Source organism: Paracoccus aerodenitrificans, from assembly GCF_027913215.1.
Classification (GTDB): Bacteria; Pseudomonadota; Alphaproteobacteria; order Rhodobacterales; family Rhodobacteraceae; genus Paracoccus; species Paracoccus aerodenitrificans.
The window spans coordinates 1,092,815-1,106,615 of record NZ_CP115784.1 but is presented as its reverse complement, the minus strand read 5'-3'; the positions used below and the strand labels follow the sequence as shown (position 1 = coordinate 1,106,615).

The following is a 13,801-nucleotide window of genomic DNA, read 5'->3' as shown; positions in this document are numbered from 1 at the left end:
GTTGCCGTCAGCCATTTAACGATGATCTCAGCTTGTTATCGCCGGGTCCAGAGCTGAAACAGATCCGCACCAACCGGACAGGACCGTACCAGTCTGAAACGCGGCATCTCCCTAAGCGCGGCACATGGCAGATCCCCGACAGAGGGACGCCCCGCGGCACCAAGAACCAGCCCCGCGCTGTAAAACACCAGATCATCGACAAGGTCAGCCGCCAGAAGACTTGCCGCAAGCTGCCCTCCACCCTCACAGAACACCCGCGTCACCCCTCGTTCGGCGAGCGATTTCATCGCCTCGTCCAGGGGACCCGAAACCTGCCAGAGCGGGCCGTGGCGGTCATCCTCGGCAGGCAGTTCGGGCAGCGTCCGGGATGACACGATCACCCGCGCGGGCTGGCGGGGCGTGGAAATGCCACGCACATTCAGCGAGGGCCGATCCGCATGGGCCGTTCCGCCACCGACCATGATCGCATCATGACGGCTGCGGAGAAGATGAACATGACGCCGCGCTTCGGGTCCGGTGATCCACTGGCTTTCTCCGCTGGCAGTGGCGATCCGCCCATCAAGGCTTGAGGCCAGCTTGAGCGTGATCATGGGCCGCCCATGTTCGATCCGGTTCAGAAAGCCGCGCTGAAGCCGGGCGGCCTCGGCGCTGCAGATATGCTCGGTGACCTCGATCCCCGCATCTCTCAGCTTCCGGTGTCCCTGTCCGGCGGTGCGCGGATCCGGGTCTGTCAGCGCCGACACGACGCGTACCACCCCGGCGGCGATCAGCGCGTCCGCGCAGGGCGAGCTGCGGCCATGATGGGCGCAGGGCTCCAGCGTGACATAGGCCGTCGCGCCCCGCGCCGCCTCTCCGGCCTGTTGCAGCGCCATGCGTTCGGCATGAGGCCGTCCGCCTGGCTGCGTCCAGCCGCGCCCGACGATGCGGCCATCGCGGACCAGAACACAGCCGACCGCCGGATTCGGCCAGACATTCCCGAGACCGCGCACGGCCAGCCGCAGCGCGTGGTCCATGTGACGCTGATCGTAGTTCACCCGGAATTTTCAGGGGTTGGTGGACGCAGTTCCGAGACGAATTTGTCGAAATCGCCCGCATCCTGAAAATTCTTATAGACGCTGGCAAAGCGCACATAGGCGACGTTATCGACGCGGGCAAGCGTCTCCATCACGATCTCACCTATGACCTTCGAGGGAATATCGGTCTCTCCCATGCTTTCCAGCCGCCGGACAATGCCGGAAATCAACTGCTCGATCCGCTCGGGTTCAACCGGGCGTTTCTGCATGGCGATCCTGATGGAGCGAGCCATCTTGTCGCGGTCGAAATCCTCGCGGCGTCCATTTGTCTTGACGACGACAAGATCGCGCAGCTGAACGCGTTCATATGTGGTGAATCTTCCCCCACAGCCCGGACAATAGCGCCGGCGCCTGATCGCCGCGTTTTCCTCGGCGGGGCGGGAATCCTTGACCTGAGTATCGGCGTTTCCGCAGAACGGGCAGCGCATCCTGTGTCCCTTATCTGGCTGTCACCTCCAACTTATCCACAAGGTAAGACGAAAGCGCAACAGGGTTTGTGTCAAACAGCCCGATCAATACCAGATCGGCTCAGGCGCGGGTAAAGGCAATCGTTACCTCACGGCGATGCTGATGGGCGCGATGCTCGACGACATAAACGCCCTGCCAGCGACCCAGCATCATCCGCCCCGAGCGGACAGGAATGGACAACGATACCGGTAAAATTGTCGCCTTAATATGCGCTGCCATGTCGTCCGGTCCCTCGACACGATGCGTTACCCAGGACATGGCCGGAGAATTCGCCTGGGGCACGGCTCGGTCTAGCCATTCCAGAAGGTCATGCTGCACATCCGGGTCGGCATTTTCCTGTATCAGCAGGCTGGCCGAGGTATGCCGGATATGCGCGGTCAGTACGCCATCATCCTGCCCCGCAACGAACTGGCCCAGTTTCGAGGTGATTTCATGCATACCGGGACCATTCGTGTCCACGATAACCGTGTCGATCATTCCTTACTCCTTATCCGGCGCCGGCAGAGCGTCGGACTTGTCGTGATCCATCGATATGCGTTTCTGAGCCCGGGCACCGAGTTCGCGCAGCATCTCGACCTGTCGGATCACATTACCCTGCCCGCGTGACAGCCTGTCGACAGCCATGCGATGTGCATCGCTTGCCTTGCCAAGCGCGACGCCGACCGCATCCAGAGAATCGACGAATCCGGCAACCTTGTCATAGATGGCCCCGGCCCGCCGCGCGATCTCCAGCGCGTTGGATTCGCGGCGCTCCACCATCCAGATATGTTCGACAGTGCGCAGGGTCAGCATCAGCGTGGTCGGTGTGGTCAGACCGACCCGCTTATCCATCGCATAGCTGGCGAGGTTGGGATCAACCCGCAACGCCTCGGAGAACGCGCCTTCGATGGGGATAAACATCAGCACGTAATCCACCGCGCCGTCATCCATCCGGTCATAGCCCTTCGCGGCAAGCGTATTGATATGTGCACGGATCGCATCGACATGACGCTTCAGCGCCGCTGTCCGTTCCAGATCATCCTCGCTGTTGACGGCCTGTTCATAGGCGTTCAGCGAAACCTTGCTGTCCACGACCAGAATTTTCTTCTGCGGCATTTTCACGATCACGTCGGGCCGCCAGGTCTTGCCGTCCTCATCGGTCCAGCTCACCTGAAGATCGTAATGCAGGCCCCGCTCCAGCCCTGATTCTTCAAGGATGCGTTCGAGGATCATCTCTCCCCATGCGCCCTGCTTCTGCTTGTCGCCCTTCAGGGCGCGGGTCAGAGCGCTTGCCTCTGTCCCGAGATTGGCGATCTGATCCCGCAGCCTTGCGCCTTCTTCATCGAGGATACGGTTCCGGTCCCGCAATTCGCGCTGAAAATGCAGCACCTGTTCGCGAAACGGGTTCAGCAGGGCATTGAGTTGCTCACCATGTGCCTTTTGCATATCGGCACCCTGCGATCGCAGGGTTTCATTTGCCATCAGACGAAACTGCCCGGTCATTTCTTCGCGCAAATCGCGCAGCTGTTTCAGATCATGCGCCGCACGCTCACGATCCTTTTCCGCCGCGAGGCGAAGCTGAGCCAGTTCGGATTGCAATGCAGCGACCTGCTGACGCGTGGAAAACAGCGCATCGTTCAGGCCATCGCGTTCCTCGGATAATTCGGCCAGCCGGCTGATCCGATCCTCCAGCCGTGTCTCTGCCTGTTCTGCCCGGAGTGACTGCTGCCGAGACAACTGCGTTTCGGCATCGAAGCGGGTCTGAAGTTCCGAGAACAACGCATTCTGCCGGGCGATTTCATCCTGACGCCGCGCAAGCTCAGCCGAGAGATGACGCGCCTCATCACGGTGCCGGGAAAGTTTCCCCGAGACCCGCCAGCACAGCAGGATCAGCAAGACAAAACTTAACAACACCCCGGCCAGGACCCAACCGGCAACGACCGGATCGGCCAACCATGACGAAAGCTGTCCCAAAAACCGGTCGCCCATACCACCCCGCTTGCGTTCTCGTTTTGTGCCTAACGAAGAGGGCCGGTTATCGCAAGCTCAGAACCGCTCAGGCCGCCCGGAGAAGCAGAAACTGGTGAAGAGAATCTGCATAACCGCGCAGATCATGGCTGTTGGTTTCACGTTCTGCCAGCCAGTCGAATAGCGGCGCCTGATGCCCGTTCGAATATCCCATGGCCCAAGACGGGAACTGCCGTTTCGTGATCGGGCCCCGCCCGAAAACGGTGATATCGCGGTGTCGTGTATCGGCAAGAATGTCGTCGACAACCTGATCGAGTAATGGCTTCGGCCCCTCAAGCCACTGAACGAAGATACCGTCTTCGGCATGAAGAAAACCAGTCAGGCTCATGGCGGCATTCCTGACACGCGCAGCCGCAAGAATAGCGTCGCAGTCACCCTGGAAATGCTCGATCCGCCCCGAGCTTCGATAAAGCAAGTGCGTCAGCGTCATCTGTACCCGTCCATTTGCATAGGGTAACGCTATGAGAAAAAAGGAAATCGGCGCAAGAAAATACTGCGCCGATTGCCAAAAGTTAACGATTTCTACTGGTCGAGGAAGCTGCGGAGCTTGCGTGAGCGCGACGGATGCTTCAGCTTCCGCAGCGCTTTTGCCTCGATCTGACGGATACGTTCGCGGGTCACGCTGAACTGCTGGCCGACCTCTTCCAGCGTGTGATCGGTGTTCATGCCGATGCCGAAACGCATGCGCAGCACGCGTTCTTCGCGCGGAGTGAGGCTGGCCAGAACGCGGGTAGTGGTCTCTTTCAGGTTTTCCTGAATCGCACTGTCCAGAGGCAGAACGGCGTTCTTGTCCTCGATGAAATCGCCAAGCTGGCTGTCCTCTTCATCCCCTATTGGGGTTTCAAGACTGATCGGCTCCTTGGCGATCTTCATCACCTTGCGGACCTTCTCCAGCGGCATTTGCAGCTTGTCGGCCAATTCCTCAGGCGTGGGTTCGCGGCCGATTTCATGCAGCATCTGACGGCCGGTCCGAACCAGCTTGTTGATCGTCTCGATCATGTGGACCGGAATACGGATCGTGCGGGCCTGATCGGCAATCGAGCGGGTGATCGCCTGCCGGATCCACCACGTCGCATATGTCGAAAACTTATAGCCGCGGCGATACTCGAACTTATCGACCGCCTTCATCAGGCCGATATTGCCTTCCTGAATGAGATCAAGGAACTGCAACCCACGATTGGTGTATTTCTTGGCAATCGAGATCACCAGCCGCAGATTGGCCTCAACCATTTCCTTCTTGGCTTGCCGCGCTTCTTTTTCGCCGCGCTGAACCTGATTCACGATGCGGCGGAACTCTTCGATATCGACGCCGACATATTGCCCGACCTCGGCCATGTCACCGCGAAGCTGTTCCACCTTGTCCATGCTGCGCTCAAACAGAGCCTGCCAGCCGCGGCCCTTGTTTTCCTGCATCCGGTCGATCCAGGCCGGATCAAGTTCAGAGCCGCGATATGCGTCGATGAATTCACGCCGGTTGATCCGCGCGGCATCCGCCAGCTTCACCATGCCCGAATCGATGGTCACAATGCGGCGGTTAATGCCGTAAAGCTGATCGACAAGCGCCTCGATCCGGTTGTTATGCAGGTGAAGCGAGTTCACCAGAACCACGATTTCGCTGCGCAGCTTCTGATAGGCGCTTTCATCCGAGGTCGAGAAACTGTCATCTTCGTTCAGCGTCGCCGACATGCGCTGATCCTGCATATGGGCAAGATTCTCATAGTCGCGCGCGATGGCTTCCAGCGTCTCCAGCACTTGCGGCTTCAGACTTGCCTCCATCGCCGCCAGAGACAGATTGGCGCCGTCGTCCTCGTCGTCGTCATCCGAGGGCAAAGGATTGCCATCGGCATCGGTTTCCGGCTCACGCTCGGATTTATCGGCGGGCTGAGCCGTACCGGCAGCGCCATTTGCGGCGGGGGTCAGCTCTTCATCCTCGCCTTCTTCCATCGACTGACCAAAGGTGGTTTCAAGGTCGATCACGTCGCGCAGCAGGATGTCTTCATCCAGAAGTTCCTGCCGCCACATGGTGATGGCCTTGAAGGTCAGAGGGCTTTCGCAAAGCCCCAGAATCATCGTGTTGCGCCCGGCCTCGATCCGCTTGGCAATGGCGATCTCGCCCTCGCGGGACAGCAGCTCGACGCTGCCCATCTCACGCAGATACATGCGCACCGGGTCGTCGGTGCGGTCCAGTTTTTCGGTTTCGGTGGTCGCAACCGTGACTTCACGAGAGGTCGACGTGGTCACGACTTCGCCGCCGGCTTCACCCTCTTCGCCTTCTTCTTCGTTCTCGACGACCTGAATGCCCATTTCGGACAGCATCGACATCACATCTTCGATCTGGTCCGAACTGACCTGCTCAGGAGGCAGGACCTTGTTAAGCTGATCGTAAGTGATAAAGCCACGCTCTTTCGCTTCCGCGATCATCTTCTTGACCGCTGCCTGGCTTACATCCAGTGAATGATCGTTATCCTGGCTTTCGTCGCGGGAATTATCGTCGTCCTTGGCGGCCATAGGCATCCTGTCAGCATAGTGATTCGGTAAGACCCGAATCATGTGGGGATCGGAACCGTTTTAGACAAGATGCAGGCGAGTTCAAAGACCAGCCGATTCGGTTCAGCCGATCAGGCCCGAATCAGCGCCCGCCGCGCCTTGGTTTCATATCATAATATGAGGCCAGCCTGGCCGAAAGCGCCGCGCGGTCCTCATTCAGATCCGACGTATCGTTCAGCTCGGGATGCTCGGCAAGGTGGCGGGCGCGGGCCGATTCGCCCATGCGCCAGGTCAGGCCCTCATCGACAAGCCCCTGAATCTCGGCCTCGGCGCGGGCCAGTTCCGCCTGTGAGATCCGCCGCGCCTCGATCCGGTCAAGCATGTTGGACAGCACGGCCTCGGCCTTGTCCGGGTCCCCCGGCTGACGGATCAGAGGCGCGGTCCGGATATAAGGATCCTGCATAACCCGCTGCAGTGCGGCTTTGCCCGCAGCACTTTGGGTGCCTGCAAGAAGATCATGACACAACGCGCAGCGGTCGGGATCGGCAGGCTCCAGCAACTCGATCCGCGATTCCATCCGCAGGGCAAGGCCCGGATAGGTCGCACACAGCGCCAGCACCATTGCCTCAAGCATCAGATCGCCCGAATCCTGCTGACCAAGCGGTGTCGCCCGCGTCTGTGCCCGCGGTGCCGCATCAACGGCCCGCCGGTCGCGCCTGCCGGGTGTCAGCCGCCCTGCCCCGCGCCTACCGCCGAACAGTTCATAGCGGCGCTCTTTCAGCGCATCGGCGTAATGCCGGCGCGTGGCCTCATCGGGAATCAGGGCAATCGCCTTGCGCAGATTGCTATCCAGTGCGGCCCGGCGCTCGGGGCTGTCGAATTCGCGGCCCTCAATCTCGCGTTCCCACAGCAGGTCGACCAGAGGCCGCGCTGCATCCAGCACTTTCTGCATCGCCCCCGCGCCATGCGACCGGATCAGATCGTCAGGGTCCTGCCCCGCTGGCAACAACGCAAAGCGAAGCGCCTGACCCGGCCCGGTCAGCGGCAGGGCAAGGTCGATCAGCCGCCGCGCCGCACGCTGTCCCGCCGCATCGCCGTCCAGCATGATCACCGGCTCGGGGCTGATCCGCCACATCAGCCGCAGCTGATCCTCGGTAATCGCCGTCCCCAGAGGCGCAACCGCACCATCGAAACCGGCCAGAGACAGGGCGATGACATCCATATAGCCCTCGGCCACGATCAGCGGAGCCCCCTTGCCGACCGCGCTGCGGGCCGAGGCGACATTATAGAGATTCTGCCCCTTGTCGAAGAGCATGGTTTCCGGGCTGTTCAGATATTTCGCCCGCGCATTCGGATCCATCGCACGGCCACCGAAGGCGATCACCCGGCCCCGCGCATCGCGGATCGGAAACATGATCCGGCCCCGGAACCGATCATAGGGCGTGCCGCCATCATCCGGCACAATGATCAGCCCGGCCTCGTCCATCACATCCGGCGGAATGCCCTTGTCACGCAAAGCCGAAAACAGGCCCTGCCGCATATCCGGGGCGAAACCAAGCTCGAACCGGTCGATCCCGGCCTGTTGCAGCCCGCGCCCGGTCAGGTAATCCCGCGCCTGTGTCCCGCTTCCTGCCGAAAGCTGCATGCGGAAATGACGTGTAGCAGCCTCCATCGCCTCGACCAGAATGCTGCGCCGATCAGCGCGTTTTGCCTCTGCCGGGTCACGATCCGGCATGGGCAAACCGGCTTCGGCAGCCAGTACCTTCACCGCTTCGATAAAATCCAGCCCGTCCGATTCGCGCAGAAAGGTCAGCGCATCGCCCTTGGCGTGGCAGCCGAAGCAGTAATAGAACCCTTTCTGGTCATCGACATGAAAAGAAGCGGTTTTTTCGCCGTGGAACGGGCAAGGTGCCCACCAGTCGCCCTTGGCCTGATTGGATCTGCGCAGATCCCATGTGACCTTGCGCCCGACGATCCGGCTGACCGGAACGCGGTTGCGCAATTCTTCCATGAAGGCGGGTGAGATCGACATGCCGGATAATATCGGGTGACAGAGCCCTTACAGCAAGGGCCTTATGCCCCCGCCCCGACCGCACCGCGTACAAGCGCGACATAGTGGCGATGCAGCGCCTCACGATCCAGCCGCCCGCCGGAGCGATACCAATGCGTCACCCCGGTCAGCATCGCGATCAGCGCCATTGTCGCAAGACGCGTATCCTCAACGCGCATCCGGCCCGCCGCGACACCGTCATCCAGAATATCCTGCAGAGCCTGCTCATACCGGCGGCGCAGCAGGGTGATCTCGGAATGGTTCTCTGCGGTCAGATTGCGCAGCTCCATATAGGACAGGAAGACACCATCCGCGTGATCGAGACTGGTGTCGATATGAAACCGGACAAAAAGATCAAGCCTCTCTGTCGGGTCGAGGCTTGCATCGTCCTGCCACTCTGCCAGCAGTGCTTCCATATGCGCCCGCAGCAGATCCGTCAGCAGAGCCTGCTTGTCGTCGGTATAGCTGTAAAGCGTGCCGACCTGAACGCCGACCTCTGCCGCGATCTGGCGCATCGAAACCGCAGCAAAACCATGCCGCGCGAAAAGCCGCTGCGCGGCCTGCCGGATCAGGGGGCCGGTGATTTCGGCCCGGGAACCCTGCGTCCGCGCCATCAGTCCAGAGGCGGCGAGCCGCGCCCGGCCTTGACCCCGATCAGGTCGAAGAAATCAGCCGGAGCCTGCGCCAGAAGTTCTTCAGCCAGATCGCGGCCCATCTCGGGTCCATCGGCAACCGGCCCTTCACGCTCACCGCGAAACAGTTTCGAACCATCGGGCAAAAGGATCTCTCCGCGCAGGCACAGCCGGTCGGCGTTCAGTTCGGCCAGCCCTGCAATCGGCGTCTCACAGGAGCCGTCAAGCGCGGCCAGAAACGCGCGTTCCGCCACGATCCGCGCTGAGGTATCGGCATCGTTCAGCGCCGCCAGCAACGCCGCGACACGCTGATCCTGACGCCGCCTTTCAACCCCGATCACGCCCTGCGCCACTGCGGGCAGCATCTCGTCGGGGGAAATCGCGCTCTGCGCCAGTTCCGGCGTACCAAGCCGGTTCAGCCCGGCCATCGCCAGAAACGTCGCATCGGCCACGCCGTCATGCAGCTTCTTCATCCGGGTCTGCACATTCCCGCGAAACTCGACCAGTTGCAGATCGGGGCGCCGATGCGCAAGCTGAGCCCTGCGCCGCATCGAGGACGAGCCGACCACCGCGCCCTGCGGAAGCTCGGCTATACTGGCGAATTTCGTGCTGACGAAGGCATCGCGCACATCCTGCCGGGGCAGATAGCAGTCGATCACAAGCGCATCGGGCTGAAGAACCGGCATATCCTTCATCGAATGCACGGCAATGTCGATCCGGCCATCCAGCAGCGCATCCTCGATTTCGCGCGTGAACAGCCCCTTGCCGCCAATCGCCTGAAGCGGACGATCAAGGATCTTGTCGGCAATCGTCTTGATCGGCACGATCTCGAACGCGGTTTCCGGCAGACCATGCGCCATCATCAGCCGGTCACGGGTTTCATGCGCCTGAGCGAGCGCCAGCAACGAGCCGCGCGTCCCGATCCTCAGCCTGTCGTTTTCATTGGGCCAATTTGTCATGGGCAAGCCATAGACCCGCCTGCCCGGCTTGACAATGCCAGGCCGTCTGCGTTGAACGGTCGCGGAAAGAGAGGTCCCATGACCAAGACGATCCTGCGTGCCCTTGCCGGTGAAACATTGCCGACTCCTCCGATCTGGATGATGCGTCAGGCGGGCCGGTATCTGCCGGAATACCGCGCCACACGGGCGCAGGCGGGGGATTTCCTGTCGCTCTGCTACACGCCGGATCTTGCCGCCGAGGTCACCCTGCAACCGATCCGCCGCTTCGGCTTCGACGCGGCGATCCTGTTTGCCGATATTCTTCTGGTGCCGCAGGCGCTTGGCGCGGATCTGTGGTTCGTCACCGGCGAAGGCCCCCGCCTGTCCACGATCACGGACGCTTCTGCTGTGCAGGCGCTGAAACCCGCCGATGCGGTGCATGACAGGCTGTCGCCCATCTATGAGACCCTTCGCATCCTGTCGCGTGAACTGCCCTCCGAAACCACGCTGATCGGTTTTGCCGGTGCGTCCTGGACCGTCGCCACCTACATGATCGCCGGACGTGGCACGAAGGATCAGGCTCCGGCCCATGCGTTCATGCAAGCCGACCGCGCCGCATTCTCGGCGCTGATCGACCGGATCACAGAGGCAACGATCGAATATCTCTCGGCCCAGATCGAGGCCGGGGCCGAGGTCGTGAAACTGTTCGACAGTTGGGCCGGAAGCCTGAAGGGCGACGATTTCGACGATTTCTGCATGGCCCCCATCGCGCGGATCGTCACGGCGCTGAAACAGCGCCATCCCGGTATTCCTGTGATCGCCTTCCCGCGCGAGGCGGGCGAACGCTATAAGGGCTTCGCCAAAGCGACCGGCGCGGATTGCGTGGCGCTCGATAATTCGGTCGCGCCGGACTGGGCCGCCGCCAATGTGCAAAGCGATGGCTGCGTTCAGGGAAATCTCGCCCCCGGCCATATGGTCACCGGAGGTCAGGCGCTGATCGACGAAACCCGCGCCATCGTCCAGGCCTTCAGGGGCGGGCCGCATATCTTCAATCTGGGCCACGGCATCACGCCGGATGCAGATCCCGAGAATGTCGCACTGATGATCGAGACCGTCCGGAAAAGCTGAGCGATGTGGGTCCTCGTCACCCTGATCGCCGCCGCGGCTCAGACCGGCCGCAACGCGGCGCAGGCGGGGCTGACGGGCCGGATCGGGACCATCGGCGCGACGGCGGTGCGGTTTTTCTTCGGCCTGCCCTTTGCGATGCTGTTCCTTGCCATCATGGCAAGCCAGACCAGCCTTCCGCCGCTTGGCATGTCCACGCTGGCTTGGGCCGCATTCGGTGCATTCAGCCAGATTGCAGCGACGGCCTTCATGCTTGTCACCATGCGCGGCGAGGGGTTCGGCGTCGCCACCGCGTTAATGAAAACCGAGCCGGTGACACTGGCCGTCTTCGGCGCGATCTTCCTGGCCGAACCGCTTGGCCCGGCGCGTCTTGGCGCGATCCTGCTTGCCACATCCGGCGTGATCCTGATGTCAGGTGCAGAGTGGTCGCGGGCACGGGCCAGAAGCGTCACCATAGGCATTGCCTCGGGCGCGTTATTCGGACTCTCCGCCATCGGTTTTCGCGGTGCGGTGCTGAGCCTGCCCGAAGGCAGCGCAATATTGCGGGCCTCGTTCATTCTTGTCGTCGCGCTCTCGATCCAGTCCGCCGCGATGCTGATCTGGCTTTTCCTGCGCGACCGGCCCGTGCTTAACGCTATCGCCGCCAACTGGCGCGGCTCACTGACCGCAGGTGCCCTGGGCGCATTCGCATCGCTGTTCTGGTTCATCGGCTTCGCCCTCACCTCAGCCGCGAATGTCCGCACCCTTGCCCTTGTCGAGGTGGTGTTTGCCCAGATCCTCTCTGCCCGCCTGTTCCGTGAGGGCGCGGAACCGCGGGTCCTGACCGGAATGGCCCTGATCGCCACCGGAGTCATCCTGCTGATCCGCTTCGCCTGAATGGTTGCCGCTGCGACAAAGGCTTTCTTCTTGAGGTTGCTCGCTCACAACAATCCGACCCGCTGACTCCTTCTTTGTGATCGGATTTCCGCCGGTATCAATCCGGCCTTTTTCGTTCCGGACTGCGCATCTCCGTACATGAGGCATCAAGCCTGAAAACCTGCGAGAAATGCTGGAATTATCGGCAATCATGTCAGGAACGCTTTGGACGCGCTCTACTGGCTCTCTTCACGACATATTAGGTTCTGAGAACCTCGATTAATCCGACTTTTCTCTAATTAATATTCAATAATATCATCGCATTGTATTAAAAATTTATTAAAAGTTGTTTGCTGTTGCGCGACGCCACCTGTTATCGGCTTCGGACTTTGGGACCCGGCAGAAATGCCGCTCCCGCCAGTCAACGAAGCTCCAGCAGGAAGACAATGCGTATAAAACCAGATCCTTTTGTCATCGGTACGAATTTCCGGAATAACGGACCACTTGGGAGCGCTGAGGATGGCTCGGTCTTCATCGTCGACCCGCATATGTCGGGCCAGAAAGCGGCGGAAGGCCAGCATTACGGATATATCTCGAAGGCACTCAATTATGACGTCAACGAGAACGAAGTGATCGAGGATAACAGGGGCAGTAGTTTCTATTTTCAAGAAGGCATTCAGATTGCTGCTGTTGAGGGAAGCGACCTTGGCGGGCTCTCCTCCAGTGTCGATTACATCAACGGGTTTCGCGACTCTGTGGTCACCTTCAGCGATAAATCCTCGATGAAAATATATATCGCGACGCGATCACTTCAGAACGGGGGCACATATCTGGATATAAGCGACAGCCATCTAGAACTTGTTCAAAAGTACATCGCCGATAATGGGGTCAGGATCACCTCTGTAAAGCTTGGGTATTGGGATAACACGGAGTGGGACCGTTTTTCAATTGAGGCCTTTGATGGGGAGTTGCAGCAGCCGCCATGCTTTGTGCGCGGAACCCTGATCCGGACTCAAGACGGGACAGCTCCCGTTGAAGAACTTCGCCCGGGACAAATGGTCTGGACGCTCGATCATGGGCTGCAGAAAATCCTGTGGCTGGGCATAAGGAAACTGAATGCAGATGAACTGGCGCAATGCCCGGAATGGTGCCCGATATCGCTGCCCGTCTCGGCGATTGATGGAAGCGACAGTGAGCACAGGCTGAATGTTTCGCCACAACACCGCATTCTGGTGGATTCGGCCATAGCCGAAACGATGTTCGGCAAAAAACAGGTACTCGTGCCGGCGAAAGCGCTTCTCTCCTTGCCGGGGGCCAAAAAGGATGAACAGGCTGACAGCGTCGAATACTGGCATATCCTGCTGGAACATCACGCCATTCTGGAGGCGGATGGGGTGCTGACCGAGCTCTCTATCTGGGAAAACAGATCAGTAATTCGTTCGAAGGCATGACCTCCGAAGAACTGGAACTGATCCTGCCCGAAGGGGCGACCGACGGTGTTACCATGCTGCCGGCGCGGCCCTTTGTGACGGTTCGTCGCGCGACATCACTTGCGCGGCGTCATGTGAAAAATAACCGTCCGCTGAATCGCTGGCCTGCACCCGACACCGCGGCGATGCAAAACGGTAAAACCAGCATGGACGGGATGCGTCCCTGTTAATGCTGCGAAAGCAAACCAAATAGCAAAAGCCCCGCCAGAGATCTGGCGGGGCTTTTCTTTTCTCTGCGACGCAGAGCGACTGGCTTACCAGTCGCTGCGCTCAACGATGCGGGTCTGGACCGGCAGTTTCATCGCACCAAGGCGCAGGGCCTCGCGTGCAATGCTGTCGTTCACGCCGTCGATTTCAAACATGATCCGGCCGGGATGAACCCGTGCCGCCCAGTAATCGACGGAACCCTTACCTTTACCCATCCGCACTTCGGTCGGCTTCGAGGAGACCGGCACGTCCGGGAACACCCGGATCCAGACCCGGCCCTGACGCTTCATGTGACGGGTGATCGCGCGGCGTGCCGCTTCGATCTGGCGGGCGGTGACACGCTCGGGCTCAACGGCCTTCAGCGCGAAAGAGCCGAAGCTGATGTCGAAACCGCCTTTGGCTTCGCCGTGAATCCGGCCCTTGTGCTGTTTGCGGAACTTCGTCCGTTTCGGTTGCAGCATCTCTTTCT

Annotated in this window: 14 protein-coding genes; 4 read left to right on the top strand and 10 right to left on the bottom strand. The window is 60.5% G+C overall.

Going from position 1 to position 13,801, the window contains the following annotated elements; translation table 11 throughout:
- Positions 1 to 35: 35 nt before the first annotated feature.
- The 9 genes from ribD to hemC all read right to left on the bottom strand — a co-directional run bounded on the left by ribD (position 36) and on the right by hemC (position 9,676).
- Positions 36 to 1,013 carry a bifunctional diaminohydroxyphosphoribosylaminopyrimidine deaminase/5-amino-6-(5-phosphoribosylamino)uracil reductase RibD gene (gene ribD / locus PAE61_RS06930; protein ID WP_271115101.1) on the bottom strand — a complete coding sequence of 326 codons (978 nt, stop codon included), beginning with the start codon at positions 1,011 to 1,013 and terminating at the stop codon, positions 36 to 38.
- A gap of 17 nt (positions 1,014 to 1,030) precedes the next feature.
- The gene (gene nrdR / locus PAE61_RS06925; protein WP_271114592.1) at positions 1,031 to 1,501 is read right to left on the bottom strand and encodes a transcriptional regulator NrdR; all 471 of its coding nucleotides are present in this window, start codon (positions 1,499 to 1,501) and stop codon (positions 1,031 to 1,033) included.
- A gap of 100 nt (positions 1,502 to 1,601) precedes the next feature.
- The gene (locus tag PAE61_RS06920) at positions 1,602 to 2,018 is read right to left on the bottom strand and encodes a secondary thiamine-phosphate synthase enzyme YjbQ (RefSeq protein WP_271114591.1); all 417 of its coding nucleotides are present in this window, start codon (positions 2,016 to 2,018) and stop codon (positions 1,602 to 1,604) included.
- Positions 2,019 to 2,021: 3 nt separating this feature from the next.
- On the bottom strand, positions 2,022 to 3,509 hold the full coding sequence (locus tag PAE61_RS06915; RefSeq protein WP_271114590.1) for a DNA recombination protein RmuC: 1,488 nt from the start codon (positions 3,507 to 3,509) through the stop codon (positions 2,022 to 2,024).
- A 67-nt stretch (positions 3,510 to 3,576) separates the two neighbouring features.
- Positions 3,577 to 3,978, bottom strand: a complete 402-nt coding sequence (locus PAE61_RS06910; RefSeq protein WP_271114589.1) for a BLUF domain-containing protein — start codon at positions 3,976 to 3,978, stop codon at positions 3,577 to 3,579.
- A 92-nt stretch (positions 3,979 to 4,070) separates the two neighbouring features.
- Entirely contained in the window at positions 4,071 to 6,056 is a 1,986-nt protein-coding gene (rpoD, locus tag PAE61_RS06905) for an RNA polymerase sigma factor RpoD (RefSeq protein WP_271114588.1), read from the bottom strand.
- Positions 6,057 to 6,177: 121 nt separating this feature from the next.
- Positions 6,178 to 8,067 carry a DNA primase gene (gene dnaG, locus PAE61_RS06900; protein WP_271114587.1) on the bottom strand — a complete coding sequence of 630 codons (1,890 nt, stop codon included), beginning with the start codon at positions 8,065 to 8,067 and terminating at the stop codon, positions 6,178 to 6,180.
- A 41-nt stretch (positions 8,068 to 8,108) separates the two neighbouring features.
- Complete coding sequence (locus PAE61_RS06895; protein WP_271114586.1) at positions 8,109 to 8,699, bottom strand: TetR/AcrR family transcriptional regulator; 591 nt, start codon at positions 8,697 to 8,699, stop codon at positions 8,109 to 8,111.
- Complete coding sequence (gene hemC / locus PAE61_RS06890; RefSeq protein WP_271114585.1) at positions 8,699 to 9,676, bottom strand: hydroxymethylbilane synthase; 978 nt, start codon at positions 9,674 to 9,676, stop codon at positions 8,699 to 8,701. The genes PAE61_RS06895 and hemC overlap by 1 nt, the downstream gene beginning before the upstream one ends.
- Positions 9,677 to 9,754: 78 nt before the next feature.
- Here hemC and hemE point away from each other — a divergent pair, with 78 nt between their 5' ends.
- The 4 genes from hemE to PAE61_RS06870 all read left to right on the top strand — a co-directional run bounded on the left by hemE (position 9,755) and on the right by PAE61_RS06870 (position 13,295).
- Positions 9,755 to 10,783 (top strand): uroporphyrinogen decarboxylase, encoded by a 1,029-nt coding sequence (hemE, locus tag PAE61_RS06885; protein WP_271114584.1) that lies wholly within the window; start codon positions 9,755 to 9,757, stop codon positions 10,781 to 10,783.
- A gap of 3 nt (positions 10,784 to 10,786) precedes the next feature.
- Positions 10,787 to 11,656, top strand: a complete 870-nt coding sequence (locus PAE61_RS06880; RefSeq protein WP_271114583.1) for an EamA family transporter — start codon at positions 10,787 to 10,789, stop codon at positions 11,654 to 11,656.
- 425 nt (positions 11,657 to 12,081) lie between these two features.
- On the top strand, positions 12,082 to 13,086 hold the full coding sequence (locus PAE61_RS06875) for a Hint domain-containing protein (protein WP_271114582.1): 1,005 nt from the start codon (positions 12,082 to 12,084) through the stop codon (positions 13,084 to 13,086).
- The gene (locus tag PAE61_RS06870; RefSeq protein WP_271114581.1) at positions 13,083 to 13,295 is read left to right on the top strand and encodes a hypothetical protein; all 213 of its coding nucleotides are present in this window, start codon (positions 13,083 to 13,085) and stop codon (positions 13,293 to 13,295) included. The genes PAE61_RS06875 and PAE61_RS06870 overlap by 4 nt, the downstream gene beginning before the upstream one ends.
- Positions 13,296 to 13,379: 84 nt before the next feature.
- On the opposite strand, the gene rplP is transcribed toward PAE61_RS06870, so the two are convergent.
- A complete protein-coding gene (rplP, locus tag PAE61_RS06865; protein WP_271114580.1) occupies positions 13,380 to 13,793 on the bottom strand; it encodes a 50S ribosomal protein L16 in 414 nt (137 codons plus the stop codon).
- Positions 13,794 to 13,801 lie beyond the last annotated feature (8 nt).

Bases quoted from the DNA above. Each gene is read 5' to 3' on its own strand.
- PAE61_RS06920 (WP_271114591.1), bottom strand. From the start codon at position 2,018: ATGATCGACACGGTTATCGTGGACACGAATGGTCCCGGTATGCATGAA.
- PAE61_RS06910 (WP_271114589.1), bottom strand. From the start codon at position 3,978: ATGACGCTGACGCACTTGCTTTATCGAAGCTCGGGGCGGATCGAGCAT.
- rpoD (WP_271114588.1), bottom strand. From the start codon at position 6,056: ATGGCCGCCAAGGACGACGATAATTCCCGCGACGAAAGCCAGGATAAC.
- dnaG (WP_271114587.1), bottom strand. From the start codon at position 8,067: ATGTCGATCTCACCCGCCTTCATGGAAGAATTGCGCAACCGCGTTCCG.
- nrdR (WP_271114592.1), bottom strand. From the start codon at position 1,501: ATGCGCTGCCCGTTCTGCGGAAACGCCGATACTCAGGTCAAGGATTCC.
- PAE61_RS06875 (WP_271114582.1), top strand. From the start codon at position 12,082: ATGCGTATAAAACCAGATCCTTTTGTCATCGGTACGAATTTCCGGAAT.
- PAE61_RS06895 (WP_271114586.1), bottom strand. From the start codon at position 8,699: ATGGCGCGGACGCAGGGTTCCCGGGCCGAAATCACCGGCCCCCTGATC.
- PAE61_RS06915 (WP_271114590.1), bottom strand. From the start codon at position 3,509: ATGGGCGACCGGTTTTTGGGACAGCTTTCGTCATGGTTGGCCGATCCG.
- rplP (WP_271114580.1), bottom strand. From the start codon at position 13,793: ATGCTGCAACCGAAACGGACGAAGTTCCGCAAACAGCACAAGGGCCGG.
- hemC (WP_271114585.1), bottom strand. From the start codon at position 9,676: ATGACAAATTGGCCCAATGAAAACGACAGGCTGAGGATCGGGACGCGC.
- hemE (WP_271114584.1), top strand. From the start codon at position 9,755: ATGACCAAGACGATCCTGCGTGCCCTTGCCGGTGAAACATTGCCGACT.
- PAE61_RS06880 (WP_271114583.1), top strand. From the start codon at position 10,787: ATGTGGGTCCTCGTCACCCTGATCGCCGCCGCGGCTCAGACCGGCCGC.
- ribD (WP_271115101.1), bottom strand. From the start codon at position 1,013: ATGGACCACGCGCTGCGGCTGGCCGTGCGCGGTCTCGGGAATGTCTGG.
- PAE61_RS06870 (WP_271114581.1), top strand. From the start codon at position 13,083: ATGACCTCCGAAGAACTGGAACTGATCCTGCCCGAAGGGGCGACCGAC.